The sequence below is a fragment of the Flavobacterium muglaense genome (assembly GCF_014305155.1).
Classification (GTDB): Bacteria; Bacteroidota; Bacteroidia; order Flavobacteriales; family Flavobacteriaceae; genus Flavobacterium; species Flavobacterium muglaense.
Genome location: NZ_JACRUK010000034.1, coordinates 1 through 20,357, shown reverse-complemented (window position 1 = coordinate 20,357; position 20,357 = coordinate 1). Strand labels below are relative to the sequence as shown.

The following is a 20,357-nucleotide window of genomic DNA, read 5'->3' as shown; positions in this document are numbered from 1 at the left end:
ACAAATATAATTGAATTTAGCAATGAACAATGGCTAATAATTATAAATATGAAATTTTATTTCGAAATAATTAAGTTTAAATGAAGATATGATAAGGAGTAAAAGCTATGTTTTTTTGTTTTTGTATAAAAATACAAGGCTATTTATCTCAAAATGATTAAAATGGGTAGCCGATAGCAAGATTAAAAATCAAATTGTTATTGCGCCAACTGCCATTCCCGAAGTTGATTTGATCTACTACCCATCTATTTCCTTCGGCTAAATAGGGCTTGCGAATAGGAAAGGCCAGATCAGTTCTTAAAACCAAGAATGAAAAATCAAATCGCAATCCGGCACCAACCCCCACAGCGATTTCATTGATGAAGTTTTTGCTAAATTTTGATCCGGGCTTGTCTGGATCTTCTTTCATGAGCCAAATGTTTCCTGCATCTAAGAATAAAGCTCCTTTGACTAAACCATAAATTTGAGCACGGTATTCAGTACTGAATTCGAGTTTGACATCTCCAGATTGATCGGGTAAAAAACCATTGGTTGTGGCGCTGCCATTGAAGGTTCCTGGACCTAATGATCGTGCTCTAAAGGCTCTTAAACTATTGGTTCCTCCATTAAAGAACTGTTTGATAAAGGGCATTGCTGTCGAGTTTCCATATGCAAATCCTAGTCCTGCAATAAGGCGGCTTGCTAGCTGTGAATTTTCACTTAACTTCAAGTAATGCCTGAATTCGTTTTCTACCTTTATAAACTGACTAAACGGAACATTAAATACTTTGACAGCTTCTCCTTTTTCAACATTAGCAGCAGTTACTAATCCAGCAATATTGCCAGATAAATCAAGGCTTCCTTTGTAGTAAACAGTGTTTTTTTTCCTCTTATCCATGGTGTTGGTGTAGGTGTACGAATAGGTAGGGCCAAAAATTAGTTGTTTATCTATGACTTTTTCTAATGAAGGGCTGGCTGCAATTTGTGATTGGTATAAGGCAGTGACATTTTGGGGACTGGCAAAGGTGATTTCGGTTAGATTGAATAAGTGTTCTTTTCGCTCATTCTCTTTCCATAAATAGCCAAAAGAGCCTTTGAAGGTTTGTAACGAGTACAACTGGGTTCTGTTTTGAAATTCATAGCCTAGCGTAGCCTTAGTCTTGGGAACAAAACCACTGGCCGAATGAAAACGAAACGGTGACATGATTCTAGGCCATATTAAGCTGGCTTCGGTACCAAAACGATAGACGTTGAAACCATTATTTTGACCAGAAACCTGCACTTCGACTCCTCCAAAGGCTGAAACCGTAAGCTGCTCAGCTCCCTTGAAAACATTGCGGTTGCTCCAGTTAAGATTAAGTTCGGTTCCAGTATAGTTAGCCGAATTGGTTTTGGCTGATAGTTGTAGGCTAAGTGATTTTTTGGGAAGTGGTGTCAAATAATAATATGCATCTAAATAATTCCCAGTAGTGTCGGCTACTTTAAATTGGTTTTTTACAAACTTAAAGGTACCTAAATTCACCAATCGGTTCAAGGACAAATTATGATTGGTACGATTGTAGAAATCACCTTTTTTAAAGTAAAGCGTTCGATCATAAATAGCAGGTTTGAACAATTTTTCGCTATCTATTATGGTAAAATCGTGGTATTTCACGATAGAATCTGCTGGAGCGCTCGCTTTTGAATTAATCGAATAATTGGGGTATATGACCACTTTATTGATTTTGTATTGTTGATTGGCAAGTGGCGGGCTGTCTGCTTTTACTTTTACAATCAAATCAACCTGGTGGTCTGCTACTGTGCTGTCTACTTGTACCAATAAATAGTCGGGATTGAAATAGTAAAATCCGTTTTCCTTCATCCTGCTATCAATGCGTTCTCTTTCGGCTTTTATATGGTCTAAACTGTATGCAGCGCCTGTTTTTAAGAATGTTCCTTTTATGGTTTGACGCACAGCCGTAGCTACCGCCGATGAATCTTGTGGGAATTGTACGTTGCGAATATAATAGCGTTTACGTGGTTCAAGCGTATAAGTGGCGGTGGCTTTTTTACCAGTACGACTCGAATCAGCAACCGTCTTTGTATTGAAATAACCGTTGTTTTGAGCATAGTTTTGTAACAGACTGCTGTTATAAGCTAGATCTACTTTGCTAAATAAAACGGGTGGTTCGCCTACTTTGTTTCTCAGCCAGTATCTAAATCCTTTAGTTTTTGTAGGTTTTCCGGCTAGATTGTAAAAGAATATTTTGGGTCTCATTCCTAGAAAAGAAGCATTCGTTTGCGGTCTTACCAGTAAAACAAGGGCTTCGCTTAGTGATTTACGTTCTTTTTTGGAAGTGTTGTTTCCTTCTATTTTTATTTTGGCTCCTGTATACAATAAATCGTCTGCGGGAATATGCTGTGTACCACTACAAGCTGATAGTACTAACAGAACCAAAATGGAGTAGAGTAGTGGTGCTTTGTTTTTCATAATGGGCTGCGTCGTTTTCATTATTCCTTTTTCGCTGTTGGAGTTTTAGTTTTTTGAAATAATTCTTTAAAATGATTGTAATCTAATGTAATGATGAAGGCAACTCCCGTTTCAACTACTTGCCCTTGTAGTGCTACCTGATATTTGTTTACACGGTAAGCCCTTAGTTTATAGCGACCGTCTTTTGATAATTGGTATTCTACAGAGACATCTCCTGCAATTGTATTTGTGTTTTCATTGGTTTGTTGTGGTCCTTCTAATCCAAAACTGCTTCCTACCGTGACTTTCAATCGGTCGTTTAATAATTTTTTAGTAACTCCTACATTCAAGTTGGTTTTGTTTTCCAGTTGTCCACTAGTATAATCTTCGGTCGAATTCAGATCAAAATTCAACTGAACACTACTGATCAAGTCACCAGCTAAATTATTTAATTGCTCTGATAAAATTTTACTAGCGCTTTGCCTTGCCATTGTTGTCAATGCATTGCCGCCTGCTTCACTAGCAAAAGGGTTTTCGCCTATAAAACGATTCAATAACAGTAGTGCAAATACTTGCTTGTTTAACTCATCGGGTTGTTGACGCAGTTGCGCCAGTTTGGCCTGGGTAGTAGTAATGATATCCGTTGATACGCTATTGTTGCCGTCGGGTAAAACCACATCAAAGCTGATACTTGGTTTCATCAATTCCCCCTTCATGATCAATTGGGTTTCAAATGGCAATTTTTGTTTGTAGGTATTGCGGGCTTCAGTAGTAAGTGAACCTAGCTGTCCATCGACAAGATCAATAGGGGCTGCTTCATTTTTATACACGGCCGTGATATTAATATCAGCTGTGGTAGGCTCGCCTGTCCATAAAATATAACTACCGTTTTTAATGTCAAACTTTCTTTTGATGAAATTAAAATTCATTTCATAAGCACCCTCTGATAGTTCATATCTTCCTGTCAAAGTTGTTTTACCCGAAGGATCGATACCACCATTCAAGTCGGCTTCTCCTTTTAATTGCAAGAAATCACCGTTGGCTTTATCGATGATGATGGATAAGGCAGCGGCTTTGTCAACTTCGATATTGACAGAAGCGTTAATGCCTTTGATCTCCGTTTTACTCAAGTTTTCGGTTACAGTTACTTTTTTAACGATGCTAGGATGGTCTTGATCGATAAATTCTACAATCCCTTCACGATCAGCAATTGATGGGTCCGATTGTGGCATGACAATACTAAGTTCAGTGTCTTTGTTGACTTTTATGTTTCCGTCAACTATAGGACTATTCAAGCTTCCTTTAATGCGTAAATGATTGTCTAGAAATAATTTTCCATAATACAAATCATTGTCTTTTTCGGTCGAGTTTAATGCTTGAAAATTAGTAGCATCTAAGCGCAGATCAAAACCAAGATTATCCAGATTACTGCTATTAATTTTTCCATCGATAACTAAATCGTTGTCCTTTTCATCTTTGATCGTAAATTGATTGAATACAATGGCTTCGTCTGTAAATGATACAGCATCATTCATAGATTTAAATGTGGCATTAAGGGGTTTTAGTTTAAAACCTATTTCATTCCATTTCAAAACGCCATTTAATTTAGGTTGTGTTGCAGTTCCATTGATGCTGAATTTTCCATTAAAGAATCCAGTGCTCTCTGTCAAGTTCCCCAAAGTGAAACCTTGTATGCTTTTTAAGTTTAGTTTCACAACATCTAGATTAAAGTCCATTGTATGATCTCCAGTGGTGTAAATTCCGTCCAGATTTACTTGATTGTCTTGACCTGTTATAGCAATATTAGCACGGTAATTATTGGCTATTTCATTATCAACTTGAATTTTTATAGTCCCTACGGTATCTTTTTTATACGCAAAATCAGCGATCGTTAAATTGGTAGTAAAAACGGCTCCACTATTTATATTCTTTAAAGAAATGGTTCCGTTTGTGTTTCCACTAATGGTTAAATCACTTTTCTCTGCTACGCTGCTCAAGGTTTCTATTTTAAAATCTTTGACTTTAATGTCAATCGGAGCATTTTGCGCGTTAGTGGTTGATTGCACTTCAATGCTACTATTATTTTTGCTTAATGCTAATTTGTCAATATTAAAACCTTTGGCACCTAATTGAATAAGGTTGTCTGCGTCTATTTTCCACTTTTCGTAATTGAGTAATACTGTATTAGGATCGAAATGGATGTTGTTCGAGCCGTTAGTAGCCTCAACTGTTCCACCAAGGGTGTACCGTTCTTGGTCTTTTTGATCTTTTATTTGTAAAAGGTAATTGGCACTATTATTTGCAATAGTTCCTGTTAATGCGACATACGGCAATTGAAACTGGGCATTCTGAAAATCATCAACCATAATAGTATAGACCAAAGCGCCATTTTTTGTATCTAATTGTAGTACAGCATTGGTTATGGTATTACCGTCATAAATTAGTTTTGGACTGTTACCATTAATGGTTATATTGTCGTTTAAAGAATTGTATCGACCACTAATAGCAATGGGTTCTAAGCTTTCGATTCCTGGAATCAATTTTGCAAATAGCGGACTGTCAATAATACCTATTTTAAAATCGAATGCTTGGCCGTCCGTTTTTTTGTTTTTCGAATGAGCCGTCGTGCTGTAATAATTAGAAAGAGATGCTGTCAAGGCCGCACCAATTTTTGATAACTGGTACTGTCCGTTTAAACTAGCATTTAAGAAAGGCGACTTGAAATTCAAACTATTTTGGTCGATGTTTGATAAGGCCGTTACTACAATAGTATCGGTGATAAACTCATTTACATCATCGGCAACACTTAAGTTTTTAATTGTAAAGCTACCATTTAGATAATCAATATCAGCAGACTGGATATCAGCCGTTAAAACACCTCTTATTTTTAATGGACCGGCGTGTAAATTTAGTTTTTCCAGGTCGGCAATATCTACATTTAATTGCAGGGTTCCGGTTGGATATTTGTCTTTAAAACTTCCGCTACTAATGAAGTCTAAAGTAAGATTACTGTCATTACTGTCTCCTTCAACGTTAAACAGCCCTTGCCGAACGCCTCCTTGTAAAGCAATATTTTGATAGGTATATTTATTGTAAGTCAATTTTTGGATGGTTCCGTTCAGCTCGGTAGATGCTGTTTTCGGGTCTAGCCCCGTTCCTTTAATTGTGGTTTGTAAGCTCACTTTGCCTAATTCATTATTTTTCAATAATTTGCCTAGATCAAAGTTTAGCAGGTTAGCATTGACGCTGTATTTTTCTTTGGTTTTTATTGTTTGGTTGAATTGTGCTTTGATTTTTGCAGGTCCAAAACTGGATCCCACTACCAAGTCCGTATAGAAATCATTGATTGTTCCTTTAAATATCCCGGATACTTGTAGTGCAGCAGGTAGTTGTATGCTATTGGGGATGCTGCCTTTTGGCGTCCATTGGTTCATGTCTTTCGCACTGGTTTTTAGTTCGTGAAGTACTAAGTTAAATTGGGCTTTTGCTACATCTGGCAATCCTGTTATAGTACCGCTTGCATTAATTTTGGTAGAGCCAATACCGCTTACTTCCAGTTTTGGAATTTTAATAGCATTAAGTTTACCATTGATTTTACTATCTATTAGTAGCACTGCATCTGGGTTGCTGTCAAATGGTTTTGTTGTTGCTAGACTGGGAACGAGTAGCAAGATGTCTTTAAAACCAATGCGGCTTTTCTTTAATTGCGCTATAATGCTAATGTCTCCTAGGTTTGTTGTGATATTATCTATCGATTGGTAACCTATTTGTATTTCGTCTTTTATTTCAGTTTGGGGCGTTTTGAGATACAAGTTTTTAAAGAATGTGTTCTTTCGTCCGTAGAAAAAATTACTTTTAAACGATTCAATTACCAGTCCCGATTTTTCTTTTACCTGGAATGAATTGATAGTTCCTGAAATACTTATGGGATTGTAGCGAATAAATTTAGCCTCCGTGCTCAAAGACGAAAGCTTAATATGATTGTAATCCATTCCTTTTTGAACGGCTGCAATAGCATTGTTGTTATAGTCAAGACCAATACGCTTGAGGCTCAATTCTCTTAGTTTTACTTCCCAGTTGTTTGACTCGTTAGTCACTGCAGGACTGCTTGTTACAATTTCTTTAAGTTTGCCAAGAGCAACAGCTGCTTCAGCGTCTGATAATGCTAGTCTGTCAATCAATATAAACTGATTGGGAATATCTGTTTTTTCAAATTTAACAAAGGCCTTTTTTAAGGCGAGGGTCGTTGTTAATTTCCCCTTTTGATCTTCATAATCAATTGCAATTTTTGATAAATCAACTTCTCCTATTGCAATATTCAAATTAGATTTAGTATTATCTACTTTTTCAGGAACTGGAATCACGGTGGAGATTCCTTGTTTTAATTTCAGTTGTAACCCTTTTATTTTGATTTTTGGAACAGAAAAATTCATTTCATCCAAGTCAAAAGTGCTGATTTTTGTGTCTAAATGGCCCAAGTTTAGTGCGAAATTATTTTTCGAATATGAATCAGTGTACTGAATCGCTATGGTATCTAAGTTGATTTCGTTTAAGCGAAGAACCATCGGTGCAGCCGTACTATCTGTTGGTTGTTGTTGCGGGGAGTTAAACGCCTCAATAATATAATCAAAGTTGAATGTTCCTTTGTTATCCCTCTTTATAGTTGCTTGTATGCCGTTTAGGTCAATAGAATTAAGGATGATTTTATTATTGACTAGCTGCCAAATACTAATGTCTACAGCCATTTTTTTTCCGGCCAGCAGTGTTTCTTTATTTTGACCTTCAAAATAAATCCCTTCTAGTAATATGGTTTGAGGAAACGCAATCTTTAACCGATCGATCGATACTTTAGTTTTGATTTTTTCTTGAATAAAAGCTACCACTTTTTCTTTCGCAACGTTTTGAATCGAAGGAATTTGGATTAAAATCAAGCTTAGCAAAATTAGGCTAAAAATGACCCCTAAAATCCATAGAAATAGGCGCGAAGCTTTTTGTAAGTATTTTTTCAAATGATATTATTTTAGACTTTAAATAGTACGCTTGTACTGGATAAATGCTATTTTTTTAAATTTAAATCGAAACCTATACAAAGATGAAAATTTATATTTAGAAAGTCTTACAAAATTCAAGGGAATAGTTATAAATTTTTCTAAATTTTGCCACATCCGCTTTAATATCTCCTCTACAATCTTGCTTTGTAGGAGCGACAATTTGATAGCTACGAATGAACCCAAAAAAAAACTATAACTTTTAAGGTTATAGTTTTGCTTTTTTTTATTCGAAAAAGATAGTTTGCTTTGGCCGATGGGTTTTAAAAAGTAATAAAATCATCACTTTTAGGGAAGCTACTCAAGGCTTCTACAGCTAGTTCAGGTGTAGGATTGGCTATTTTTCTTAGCTTTGTATCCATCCAAGCACCATCTACTGTTATGGTTGCACATAATTGATCGTTTTCTGTTTTGAACTCATGAACAATTGACCATCTCGATGCATCGGCTTTTAGTTTAGATACTTTGGTGTGCATAATAATGGTATCAGATAGCTTAATTTCTTTTCGAAAAACACATTCTTCTCTAAATAAAATGGGACCAATATGGTTCATTTGTAATACTTTCATGGTCAAGCCAAGGCTTTCTAGAATTTCGATTCTATGTTGTGCTCCAAAATCATAATAAGCGCTGTGTCGCACGTGGAAGTTAGGATCTATATCGGACCAGCGAAGGGATAATTGTTTGTTAAAAGATGTCATTGTATTGAATTTTGATTGGGTACTGAATTAGTCAGTATTAGTTTCAAAATTATAAAAATTAATTCAAATTTCTTACGCTAAAAGCGGTTAATATTGCGAAATATTTAGAGATAGTTTGTATTTTGGAAATAATAACACATTTTATTAGTACATTATTTGACTGTGTTAAATGAACCAAAATGCCACAAAATACCCGAAGGATCATGTAGGTAACATTCACTTCCCCAGTCTTGTATCCGGATGGAGCTAAGTTTTACACCTTTGTGTTTTTTAGGTAAATCAAGAAGGAGTAGCGCATTGTAGAAAAGCGTTAGGTTTACTACTTCCATGAAAATCATGCTATTGTCTATCCAATCTTTTACATAAGCGTCCTGCAGGTAAAACCCCAGTTGTTCCAATTGGAAATAGGACATTTTTGGTGATACAATTATTTCTTGAAATCCCAAGTCTTTATAGAAAGCGCGGGATACCGCATAATCTTTGGCTCCTATAAAGGGCCGAATGGATTTTACTAGCTGTTCCATATTTTATGGTATAGGTAAATGTAAGGTTTGTAGTTTTTACGTATCAGTGTCAATTGAGTTGTTTACAGATTGCAAAGAATAGATAAATTGTAAATTATACTTGTGTACGAACTGTTTCAATTCGTGGCGCTTTAATAGTTAAACTTATAATATAGTAGAGTCTAATAATATTTAATGTGAAATTGGTATCAGTGGCTGAGCTCTTTTTTATAGTTTTTAAAATTATTCATCAAATTTTGATGCTTTCCAAGCTGCTAGTAGTTGTTCTCCCTTTTTAGGATCGACATACATAATGTTAACAGTAAATTCTTTTTGTTTAATTAATCGACTGTACATTAAAATGTTCAAAATCATGTTATTTGGATAGGCTACTTTCATGATGAATTTTTGAAAATCTAAATTGTCAATTTTCTCAATTGTAGTGGTTGTATCTACCTTGGCGTTTGGCATTTGAGATTGAAACGTATGATATAAAACCTCATTTACAGCCTTCCAGTTTTCTACATAGGATCCATCTTTTTTTTCATCAAAAGGTTGGTAATTGGCCTCTAGATAATTAGTAGCGCCACTTTTAAAGACAAATAAAACAGTGGCTTCATTTACGATTTCTTTATTGTATGTTTTTTCAATGGCTTCAGCTCCTTTATTTTGCATTTTTTTCCATTGCTCACTTTCTACTTTTTCAAAATCTTCAGGAATGGTAATTGTCCATTTAAAATCTTTGTTATAAAGTTTAAGGGTAGGGCTAGATTGTCCGTTGCAACTTGTAATTAAAATAGAAAGACAGATCAGAAAGTAGTGCGTTCGACTCATAGTATTTTTAGTAAACAGTAATGATTAATTAATTTTTTCAATAATCAAAGCATCACCATCTTTAGTGATATAAGTACAAGTCATTTCGGTAATGTCTATGCGCCATTTATAAATTCCACATTGTGCAGCTTGTTCGCAAAAAGTAAAATAATCCGATTGTCCTCCTTCGTGCATGACCAAATATTCAATAAAACGTTCCTTATTAGCTGTTGGAGCAATCGCAAGTAGGTCGTATTTTTTGTCGGTGCTTACTTCATAATCGGTATTGCTGTAATATACCACTCGGCCATCGGCAACCATAGAGTCATATCCTTTTATCCCTAAGGCGATTAATTCGTTAATGTAAATAGTAAAATCAGTTTCTGTTTTTACTTTGTCATACGCTTGTTTGATTTGTTCTAGAGTAAACATAGGGTTCAATTTTAGTTGCTTTTCGTTTTTTTTGCGTTCGAAATATACAATTTTATTTTGAAGATTGTTGGTTGAACCAAAATCGGTATCAAAGGATGTGCTTACTTTTTCTATCAAGCTTTACTCTTTTGCGAAAGCGGATTTGAAGATTGTATGACCATCTGCTTGTTTGCTACTTATTGATAAATTTAATTAACTTTTTGAACTAGGCAATACCTCACTTGAAGGCATAAAAAAAGAGAGTGTTTCGCAATGAAACACTCTCTAGTTTTTTGAGTAAACTACCGTTTATCTGCGGTTGTTTTCGTATCTATCACGATTGTCGTGATGGTCGTTGTAGGCGTATTTTTCTTTTTTGTATCCTTTATAATCATTGTTGCGATAATCATCACGATCGTTGTAACGTTTCATAGCTGTTCTTTGATTTTCACCCCTGTATCCTACATAATATCTTGCTCTGTCATTGTTGTAGTTTTTATAAGGTTGGTTCCCGTGACAATCGTTTAAGGCTACTCTGTATCCATTTCGTACATCATAATCTCTATAATATACTGGTAGGTTTCTAGAACGCTTCCAATTCCCTCTTTCAAGGTAAACATATTGATTAGCACGAACATCAAAGTAGGTTTGAATGTCTGGCAAGTAGTAATAATCTACAGCTACGGCGTTGCGATAAACAGGAGCGTTTCCTATGTTTAAACTGATTGAAAGTTGCGCATTTGAAGCGCTTGATACAAGTAGAATTATTCCAGTGGCAATTAATTTTAAAGTTTTCATAGTTTCTATATTTTTGAATTATAATCTAATTTTTTTATTCGTTGCGTATATACATTTACTGTAAAGCCAACAACTGTGCCACAATATGTTTTTAACATTTTATTGGAATACAGTACAATCAACTTATATATAGTTTTATTGATTTAATAAGCTGAAATTAAGTTGATTACGAATAATTAAAAAATTATTTATAAATTATAGAAAAAAAGTTCCTTTTTTCATTATTTGCTTATGACGCTGCTATTAACGACTTCTTTTTATTGATTTTTTTACGGTTAGCAAGCATTATAGACGTGTCTACAGTAGTTGTTTGTAAACGATGCTGCTCTAATTGGTATTTATTAAAGTTATCCCATTCTGGAGCCGTTACCGCTTTTTGACCATACATAGCATCAAGACACTTATTAGTATCTTTATAAGTATCATGTAACACTGCTAATATCTTAAAGAAAAAAGCGTCTAATAAAATAATGGAGTCAAACTCAGCTTTCAATGTATCGTAAGTAGCATCAGTAGGCTTTAATAGTTGAAGTAAATCTAATACTTCTTGTTTTTCGGCAGCGTCTATTTCAGTCGAATAACCATATTTTAATGTTTTGTACACTAGATTGTTCCATACTTCGCTATCGTGACCCCATTTTACATCTTCTAAGTTTAAGGCGTGCTCACAGATTAAAATAATGGCAAAAAGTACATCATTTAAATAAGCAGCTGGGAATTCATCAAAACTTCTAAATTCAAACCCGCTTTGATACATTTTTTCCTGATTAAAGTCTAGACCTACTTCAGGAAGTAATTCATAATCCATTTCCTGTTCAATGCGGTCTCTCCACCAGATGTTATCTGCTTTGTCAAACTTCAATAGTTTTCTGAACTCATCTACTTTGTAAGTCAAAATTTTGCCTTTTGGCATCCCTTTGTTGTATGTTCCTACACCTATGTAACGTGACATGGCGTTGCGCATAGAACCCAAAGTAAATTTTTGTTCGATGTTTTCGCTTTCGCAAATGATCCCCATGATATCTGGACTACCTAGTGTTGCGATGAAAAAAGGTTCAAACCATTGCAATAGGTAAATGGCGTTTCCATGATCTTTTTCGAATGCTTTGTAGTCCACAATGCGACTGTCTTCTGTAAGTGTGGGTAAAGTGATGTGAAAATGATAAGTTCCATTGTTGAATAACACCAAGTTTTCTTGATTGCTCATAAACATATTAAGTCCTGAGTTATAATCAGGAAAAGTCAGTTTTTCGTTCAAAACAGCCGATTCGTTGATTTTGTCTAGAAAAAGTTTTTTAGTCGCTTTCAATTCTTTAGTCGAATCAACAACAGTTCTGTTCTCAAAATATTTAGTCACAAACTCAATAGAATCTCCGTCAAAATGTACTGATCCCATGGTTTTATCACGCTGCGTGATCATGCTTTGAATGTTGTACGGCTGATTTTGTAAAAATAGCTCCATGATCGATTGTCCTGAATAGTTAGGATTTTCTTGTGGCTCTAGTTTTATCTCAGTTGTTCCATCAGCATTAGTAATAGTTGTAGGTAAGGACACCGTTTTATGCTGGAAATGAATGTCTAGTTTTTCTAAGGAATGACTATTCATCATTCGGCTTACGGTATAATTTTTATCCCATGCAAATCCTTTTTCTAACAAAGGCTGTAAACACTCTGGTTTGTAACATTTAGTATAATCAATGCTGTACTTTTCAAAACCAATTTTTTCTTGTATAAATGCACCAGATACGGTAAGGGATTCTTCAAATTGTAGGTACGTTTCGTTCTCTAATCCGATACCCCAATAGTGTTTTTGTGTCTGATTTTCTTTCATTTATACGAGTGTTGTTTTTAAATGGTTATGTATGTATCTGTATTGCGTTTTGTATTATAGTTTTTGCGACAGCAAAGTTTTAAATGCCATTTTCTTTAGTTTAAAACCGATGGAGTCGTCGTTAAAAATGTTTTTTACTTTTAAATTACAGGAATTTAATTTAAGTCTTAGAAATTTAGTGTTTGTATCGACCGAACTACCGCTAAAAGACTTAATTTTATAAGTAACTTACAAAATCAGTATGGTTTGTAATGTCTTTTATTGCAATGATTTAAGTAGACGAATTGCACAGGAGAACCTTTTGCTATTCTAGTATTTTTCCAGATTGCAAAAGTACTTTATTAAATTGGAATTTACAATAGCTTTTTAGACTAAAAACAACGGAAATGGCAAGAAGTTTTTTGAAGCTGTATTTTTCGAATTAAAAAAGGTTCAAATTGTTGATTTATAGCTAAATGTTTTTCATTTTTCAACGAAAAAATGATAGGATAAAAACCGTTTTATTGCATCATGATACGCTAAGTAACTTGATGGAAAGAAAGAAGCTGATTTTACAAGCTAAAACAGGACTAAAACAATACAAATTAATCGTGGTAATAAAACACAGAATCCGAGTATAACTCATTATTCCACCAGTCTTTTTTTACGGTAGCAAAGTATTTGTAATTTACCTTTCCTGCTTGTGATTGTAAAGGGTACACTACTTGTCCGTTTTCGCGATACGCTTTGTTTTTTGCAGTTTCTGGAACCACAGGAACGATATGTCCTGATAATCCGCGCTGTTTTCTTTTGGCACAAATAATTCCTATGCCTCCATTCGTGTTTACTTTTTCTTGTAGCTCGTCAACATTCAAAATGCGTTTCCATCCAAAACTGTTTCCCCATTTTAAAAACCAATCCAGTAGCGCGCTAGAGTAAATCGTTTGAACAGTATCTCCGTAAACAGGATGTACTTCTTCTCCGTTTAGTATTTTTGTTATAGCGGCATCAGTCCACCATACAGTAGGTAAATACACATTAGTAAAATGGCAGTAATCAAATGAATATACATTGCAATAGGTATCTTCAACCGTTCTTTTGTAGCGTATGTTTTTTGTAACGTCGAGTTTTTCAATTAAACGCTTGATGCTTTCTTTTTTGGTTTCAACCGATGTTTCATCTCGAAAAGGAATGGTTGGGTCAGCCATAGGCTTGTACTTCATCTCAGTTCCATCGAGGCGAGACAAAGGATCAGCCGAAAAAACGACCGGTTTTATTCTGGAATCAGCTACTGTATCAATAGCAGATGTAAGGGTTTCATGCTTCATTTTGGACTCATTTATAAATCAGGTTGCTGCTATTCAGAGCGATATGCTCGTTTTCATAATTTGAGAAGCGTTGCAACCAAAATGGTAATTCAAAAACAACTTATTTAATGCAATAGCACTATGCGTGCAAAGATTGTTTTTATCTAAAAAATAAATGTAATAAAAAAAACGATAGTAGGGTAGTGAATAGTAATTATCTTTAGTAATAGAGTAAAAACTAACAATTTTCTATTTTATGTGAGTATTTCAATTAATGCAGTCAAGATTGTGATTGCAGCGCATAATGGTGTAAAAATAAGACTGTCGTAACGGCTAAAAGTAGTCGTCTTTACCGTTTTAAAGCATCCCACATACTTAAAATCACCTACAGTACGAATCGAAAAAATTATGGCAATTATCCAAAGCCCGTAATTACTTAGCCATGATGGTAAATTAAAAGTGAAGGCTCCAGTTTTTAAGACTACTAATAATCCAAAAGCAAGTAAAATCAAAGCGACAATTAATGTGCTAAAAATAGAAGGTTCAATCATTTTGGTGGTATTATCATCTTTTATAGGTATGGCGGCTGCAGCGCCCCAGTTTCCTCCCAATGCCCAATAAAAGTGGATAAATGATAATGAGAGGAAAATTAAAACTAATGCAATGCCTGCTAATAAGATCATGACTTTTTATGTTTTAATAGTGAATATTGCTTTTGTTCGGTTCAATTTTAGGATGAAGCGTTGTTAAAAGTACTATTTCAAATTGTTGTTAATGTAAGTATTGAACTATTTTTTTGTCTAATTTGTTTCAAAGAACATAATTCTATAAAATCTAGTGATAATTATATAAAAGTTTTGCTATGGTTTTGAAATATTTTTGCCTTGATCAACAACCAAGTTGAATACTAACGAATATAAATACCATAACCATGAAGAAATCTTATTTAACAATCACTTTAATTATAGGCTTATTAGTAACTGCTAATGCGCAAGATGTTGGGGCACATAAATCTAGTGGAGGAATCAAGGGAGGATACAATCTTGCTGCGGTTAATTTTGACGGAAACGGAGAAACGGGTCAGCGTCATGGTTTTCATATCGGTGTGTATGGAGAGTCGTTTATTAGTGAAAGTGTGGCTATCCAACCGGAATTAACGTATTCACAACAAGGGTACGAAATTAAAAATGCGAGTGGAACATTTACCCAAAAATTAGATTATATCAATTTACCGATAATGCTGAAAGTTTATCCTTCTCAGAATTTCTTTTTGGAAGCTGGACCACAAATAGGTTTGGCTATTTCGCATAAAGAGGTTTACGATGGTTTTTTTAGTGCATCACAACAATACGATCCTAACAGTTTTGATTATGGCGTCAATTTTGGAGCTGGCTTTAAAACAAATTCGGGTATGAGTATTGGTGCACGTTATCATTTAGGTTTGGGTGATTTATATGAAAACAATACTGCTCAAAACCGTGTTTGGCAATTCTCTCTAGGATTTGATTTGTAAAATAAAACGTAAATTAAACACTAAACCTGCTCCAGCTATTTATAGGAGCGGGTTTTGTGTTTTTTAAGGTATAAAAAGAAGTTGCAAAAAGAATGATTTTTATACCGACTAAATTCAATATATTTGCTTTTTAATTAAAGAATGTCATGACCGTCACAGAAACGCCAACGCAATTAGAGCAATACTTTCAGCAGTTCCGTAAAAACATCATCGGAATAGATCAAGATTTTTTATCGCCATACGGTGCGCAGCAAATCATCTATACAGATTGGACTGCTAGCGGACGTTTATACCGCCCGATCGAAGAGAAATTGATGAATGATTTTGGCCCTTTTGTAGCAAATACACATACGGAGACTACGGTGTCGGGTACAGCAATGACAAAAGCCTATCACAAGGCGCGTCATATAATCAAGCACCATGTAAACGCTGACGCAAATGATGTTCTAATCACCGATGGAACTGGTATGACAGGGGTTGTTAATAAATTCCAACGCATCTTAGGTTTGAAAGTTCCAGAAAACTTAAAAGATTTTATTACAATCCCGGCCGAGAAAAGACCTATTGTCTTTATTTCACACATGGAGCACCATTCGAATCAAACCTCTTGGTTAGAAACAATTGCTGATGTAGAGGTAATTCCGGCTACGGAGGATGGATTGTTTAGTCTCAAAAATTTAGCTGTATTATTAGATAAATATAAGGAACGTAGTTTTAAGATTGCTTCGATTACTTCTTGTTCGAATGTGACCGGAATTAGAACTCCTTATCATGAGGTGGCTAAATTGATGCATGAAAACAACGGACTTTGTTTCGTGGATTTTGCATGCTCAGGACCCTATGTAGCTATAGATATGCATCCCAAGGATCCAGAAAGTTATTTGGATGCTGTTTTCTTTTCGCCTCACAAATTCCTTGGCGGACCAGGAACTTCGGGAGTTTTAGTTTTTAATAAAAAACTGTATCAAAATGTAGTTCCAGATAATCCTGGTGGAGGAACTGTGTCATGGACTAATCCGTGGGGAAAACATAAGTTTATTGATAATATTGAAGATAGAGAAGATGGTGGAACGCCTGGGTTTTTACAAGTAATCAAAACCGCGCTGGCAATCCAACTGAAAGAAAAAATGGGTATTGAGAATATCCTAAATAGAGAACACGAAATTGTAAATTACATTTTTGGAGAGTTAGGAGCTATCTCGAATATAAAAATTCTAGCAGGACAACACCAGGATAGACTTGGTGTCATTTCTTTCTATGTTGATGATTTACATTTTAATCTAGGTGTGAAATTACTCAATGATAAATTTGGTATACAAACACGTGGTGGTTGTAGTTGTGCCGGTACTTATGGACACTTTTTATTACACGTAGATCAAGAAACTTCAGATAAATTAGTAGATGAAATTAGTCTTGGTGATTTAATAAGAAAACCGGGCTGGATTAGAATGTCTATTCATCCTACTACTACCACCGCTGAGATTGAATTTGTGTGTAGTAGTATTATTGATTTGGCAAAAAATCATAAAAAATGGGCTTTGGATTATGATTATAATCGTGAATCGAATGAGTTTGTACATAAACGTGCACAACCATTAGAAGATGAATTGGTAAAAGAGTGGTTTTCTATATAAATTATTTAAAGGAATAAAGTGCTATGTTGTCTCGCTATGAACTGCAAGACAACATAGAACTACCTATTTTCTCTCTCGCCCAGTCGGGCCTTTTGGTAGACCATTTATCGTATTTTTCTTGTTCGTCATAGGGTTTCTTTAAAACGATATGTAATTCTTCAAGTATCGAATAATCTTCTTTTTCAGCAGCTTCAATGGCTAATTGTGCCATATAATTCCGTAAAACATATTTAGGATTTACAAGATTCATAGCTTGTTTCTTGATGGCATCTGTAGTGTCTTCAGCATTCAAGCGATTAATGTATAATGTAAACCAGTATAACCAACTTTCTTGAACGGCTGTCGTTATCGCTTCGATTTTGTAAAAAGAATCAGTAATAATCGTAAACGCTTTTTCAACAGACTCTTTCTTTTTTACCTGACTTAGTTTTCGAAAAAAGAGCGTCATATCGGTTTCAATTAATTGAAGGTTGTCTGTTAAAATCGCAATAAGTTGGTTGTCTTCTTCTTGTATAGTGCTCAAGCCTAGTTTTTTTCGCATCATGGCTGCATAATCAGCCTCATAAAGTGATTGGTATTCATGTAAAATGGTTTCCAGTGGTGCTGCTTCATCAATTAAAGGAAATAAAGCATTGGCTAATTGGTATAAATTCCACAATACAATTTGGGGTTGGTTCCCAAAACGGTACCTACGGTTTTCCCTGTCAGTAGTGTTAGGTGTCCAGTCTGGGTTGTAGTCTTCAAGCCAGCCGTAAGGGCCATAATCGATTGTTAATCCTAAAATAGACATATTGTCTGTGTTCATCACACCATGTACAAAGCCTACTCGTTGCCAGTGCAAGACCATTTCTCGGCTTTTATTTGCAACAGCATTAAAAAACTGAATATAGCCTTCTTTGTTGGTTTTTAATATTTCAGGGAAATGATGTTTTATAGTGAAATCTGTGATTGATTTTAAAGTTTTTAAATCATTTTGAGATGAAAAGAGTTCAAAATTACCAAAACGAATAAACGAGGGAGCAACTCGGCACACCACAGCACCTTTTTCGTAATCGGGATGACCATCATACATTACATCACGAAGTACGAGGTCTCCTGTAAGCATTAAAGATAAGGAGCGGGTAGTGGGAACGCCTAGGTGAAACATGGCTTCGCTGCATAAATGTTCTCGAATAGAGGAACGCAGTACGGCCATTCCGTCAGCTCTTCGTGAATAAGGAGTCATTCCTGCTCCTTTGAGTTGTAAGGTGTGATTGTGGTTGTTGTGTTCTATTTCGGTTAGAACAATAGCTCTACCGTCGCCCAATTGTCCGGCCCAATTCCCAAATTGATGACCAGCATAGCTCATGGCATAAGGCCTAGTATTGGGTAGGATTTCCTTACCCGAAAACACAGCTGTGAATTCAGGAGTTTCTACCTCCTCAATTGTTAGTCCTATCATTGTAGTTACTTCTTCAGAAAAATGAAGGAGTTTTGGATTGGAAGGGATCTGTGGTATAACATACGAAAAACAGGCATGGCTTACTTGGCGAGTGACATTGGTTTCATCTTTGTCTGCGGGTAATTCCGTGCTAAATCTATTGTTTATCTTTAAATGCATATGTTTCTATTTTAATTTCAAAATTAATCATATTTTAGAAAAACTACCGTTAATTAAAGCTTAATTAAGGTAAAGGATTACCTGTGTAATTCAAATGGTTCGCACAAAATTTTGATTGATAGTCAAAAAATCAAGCAGTATAGTTGTTAATTGTAGATTCAGTTGTGTAATTGGTGGACGGGAAAAAACATTACAGAAAGGAATCTACAGTAATAATATACGCGGGTAGGATGTGAATCTATCAGATTTAGTACATTTACAATTCATTATAAATTAATTGTATGGATTTTATTTTAATTGCAGTAATAGTTGCCAACGTATTGTTTAGCCTAAAAGGTTTTGAAGACCAGTCTTTCTTTAGAAAATATGACTTCCACATGGGTAGTATTCAAGCGGGGGAACAAATCAGGTTGTTTTCGTCGGCTTTTCTACATGCGGATATTGGGCATTTGGCATTTAATATGCTGACTTTATATTTTTTCGCGCCTGTCGTTATCGGTCATTTGGGGGCTTTTTCTTTCATTATAATTTATCTTGGAAGTTTGATGTTCGGAAGTTTGCTAACTATAATTTTTCATAAAAACGAATATAATTACAGAGCCGTTGGCGCTTCGGGTGCAGTGACAGGGGTTTTGTATTCAGCAATATTATTAGAACCTAATATGATGTTAGGTATTTTCTTTATCATACCTGTGCCAGCTTATCTTTTTGGAATATTGTATCTATTGTATTCTATATATGGTATGCGTGCCAAAAATGATAACATTGGACATACGGCTCATTTTGGTGGCGCGATTGGAGGTTTTGTTATCACATTAGTAACTAATCCTCATTTATTAATAGAAAATACATTTATGGTCGTCTTGTTAACCATTCCAATAATTATTTTATTTGTTATGGCAAGAATGGGAAAGTTGTAGTGGCACAATTTTTGAATGATGCTTTAGCAAATAAAACTTTAAAAATTTATTAATATGAAAAAAGTACTAGTAATTCTGGCAGTTGTAATGATGACTACGCTGCAGGCACAAGAGATCAAGCAAGTGGCTCAAATAAGTGTCAATGGAGTAGGAGAGGTTAAAGTGGTGCCAGATCAAGCAACTATAAGTGCAACTGTTGAGACAAAAGGTGTAAATGCTAAGGAGGTAAAAAAAATTAACGACACTCAAGTTGAAGCCGTTTTAAAAATGATCAAGAAGATGAATTTGGCTCCAACGGATTATAAAACGCAGCGTGTAGCCCTAAATCCTCAGTACGATTATGAAAAGAAGAAAACATCATATAATGCCACGCAAACCTTGGAAATTATAGTGCGAGATCTTTCTAAATATGATGAATTAATGGATGGATTGGTAAGTCAGGGAATTAATAAAATAAATAATGTAGAATTTCAGTCGTCAAGTTTAAGTAAATATGAGTCAGAAGCTAGAAAGTTAGCAATGAAAGATGCTAAGATGAAAGCTGAAGATTATGTCTCGGTATTAGGTCAGAAAGTGGGGCGTGCGCTAACGATTTCCGACAACTCACAAAATTACAGACCACAGCCAGTTGTTTATGCGCGTATGATGAAAACAGAAATGAGTGATATGGCAACACCAAGAGAAACAGTTGCGGCCGGCGAAATTAAAATAACGGCGAATGTAAGTGTGAGCTTTCTATTGGAATAGTTAAGTGGGTAACTTGTAGCCAGCTTTGTACTATCGATATACTGTCTTAATCCATCAGGTTTTTTTCAGGAGCTATTTCCTGCTATTCGCTACAATCTACCTCGCCAAAAAGGCTCGGTAGGAT

15 protein-coding genes are annotated in these 20,357 nt (G+C 35.2%); 4 read left to right on the top strand and 11 right to left on the bottom strand.

Annotated elements, in window-relative coordinates; genetic code table 11:
• Positions 1–157: 157 nt before the first annotated feature.
• From tamL to H8R24_RS12685, 10 genes are all read right to left on the bottom strand, one after another.
• Positions 158–2,470, bottom strand: coding sequence for a translocation and assembly module lipoprotein TamL (gene tamL, locus H8R24_RS12730; protein WP_225876821.1), 2,313 nt, complete (start codon positions 2,468–2,470; stop codon positions 158–160).
• Positions 2,470–7,437 (bottom strand): translocation/assembly module TamB domain-containing protein, encoded by a 4,968-nt coding sequence (locus tag H8R24_RS12725; RefSeq protein ID WP_187019591.1) that lies wholly within the window; start codon positions 7,435–7,437, stop codon positions 2,470–2,472. Before H8R24_RS12725 ends, tamL begins: the two co-directional genes overlap by 1 nt.
• 302 nt (positions 7,438–7,739) lie before the next feature.
• On the bottom strand, positions 7,740–8,177 hold the full coding sequence (locus H8R24_RS12720; RefSeq protein WP_187019593.1) for an acyl-CoA thioesterase: 438 nt from the start codon (positions 8,175–8,177) through the stop codon (positions 7,740–7,742).
• 152 nt (positions 8,178–8,329) lie between these two features.
• The gene (locus H8R24_RS12715; RefSeq protein WP_187019595.1) at positions 8,330–8,701 is read right to left on the bottom strand and encodes a VOC family protein; all 372 of its coding nucleotides are present in this window, start codon (positions 8,699–8,701) and stop codon (positions 8,330–8,332) included.
• 222 nt (positions 8,702–8,923) lie between these two features.
• The gene (locus H8R24_RS12710; protein ID WP_187019597.1) at positions 8,924–9,514 is read right to left on the bottom strand and encodes a hypothetical protein; all 591 of its coding nucleotides are present in this window, start codon (positions 9,512–9,514) and stop codon (positions 8,924–8,926) included.
• 24 nt (positions 9,515–9,538) lie between these two features.
• Positions 9,539–10,042, bottom strand: a complete 504-nt coding sequence (locus H8R24_RS12705; RefSeq protein ID WP_225876822.1) for a DUF1398 domain-containing protein — start codon at positions 10,040–10,042, stop codon at positions 9,539–9,541.
• A 171-nt stretch (positions 10,043–10,213) separates the two neighbouring features.
• A complete protein-coding gene (locus H8R24_RS12700; RefSeq protein WP_187019601.1) occupies positions 10,214–10,702 on the bottom strand; it encodes a hypothetical protein in 489 nt (162 codons plus the stop codon).
• Between the two features lie 229 nt (positions 10,703–10,931).
• Positions 10,932–12,533: a hypothetical protein gene (locus H8R24_RS12695; protein ID WP_187019603.1), complete on the bottom strand. Its 1,602-nt coding sequence runs from the start codon at positions 12,531–12,533 to the stop codon at positions 10,932–10,934.
• Between the two features lie 584 nt (positions 12,534–13,117).
• Positions 13,118–13,840, bottom strand: a complete 723-nt coding sequence (locus H8R24_RS12690) for a hypothetical protein (protein WP_187019605.1) — start codon at positions 13,838–13,840, stop codon at positions 13,118–13,120.
• A gap of 233 nt (positions 13,841–14,073) precedes the next feature.
• Positions 14,074–14,502: a DUF3995 domain-containing protein gene (locus tag H8R24_RS12685; protein WP_187019607.1), complete on the bottom strand. Its 429-nt coding sequence runs from the start codon at positions 14,500–14,502 to the stop codon at positions 14,074–14,076.
• Positions 14,503–14,750: 248 nt separating this feature from the next.
• Here H8R24_RS12685 and H8R24_RS12680 point away from each other — a divergent pair, with 248 nt between their 5' ends.
• Together H8R24_RS12680 and H8R24_RS12675 are read left to right on the top strand one after the other, a co-directional pair.
• A complete protein-coding gene (locus H8R24_RS12680; RefSeq protein WP_187019609.1) occupies positions 14,751–15,332 on the top strand; it encodes a porin family protein in 582 nt (193 codons plus the stop codon).
• Between the two features lie 146 nt (positions 15,333–15,478).
• Positions 15,479–16,966 carry an aminotransferase class V-fold PLP-dependent enzyme gene (locus H8R24_RS12675; RefSeq protein ID WP_187019611.1) on the top strand — a complete coding sequence of 496 codons (1,488 nt, stop codon included), beginning with the start codon at positions 15,479–15,481 and terminating at the stop codon, positions 16,964–16,966.
• Between the two features lie 34 nt (positions 16,967–17,000).
• Here the strand turns inward: H8R24_RS12675 and H8R24_RS12670 are convergent, their stop codons facing one another.
• Complete coding sequence (locus H8R24_RS12670; protein WP_187019612.1) at positions 17,001–18,566, bottom strand: protein adenylyltransferase SelO; 1,566 nt, start codon at positions 18,564–18,566, stop codon at positions 17,001–17,003.
• A gap of 281 nt (positions 18,567–18,847) precedes the next feature.
• On the opposite strand from H8R24_RS12670, the gene H8R24_RS12665 reads away from it, so the two are divergent.
• The gene (locus tag H8R24_RS12665) at positions 18,848–19,486 is read left to right on the top strand and encodes a rhomboid family intramembrane serine protease (RefSeq protein WP_187019614.1); all 639 of its coding nucleotides are present in this window, start codon (positions 18,848–18,850) and stop codon (positions 19,484–19,486) included.
• A gap of 87 nt (positions 19,487–19,573) precedes the next feature.
• On the top strand, positions 19,574–20,233 hold the full coding sequence (locus H8R24_RS12660) for an SIMPL domain-containing protein (RefSeq protein ID WP_317172585.1): 660 nt from the start codon (positions 19,574–19,576) through the stop codon (positions 20,231–20,233).
• Positions 20,234–20,357 lie beyond the last annotated feature (124 nt).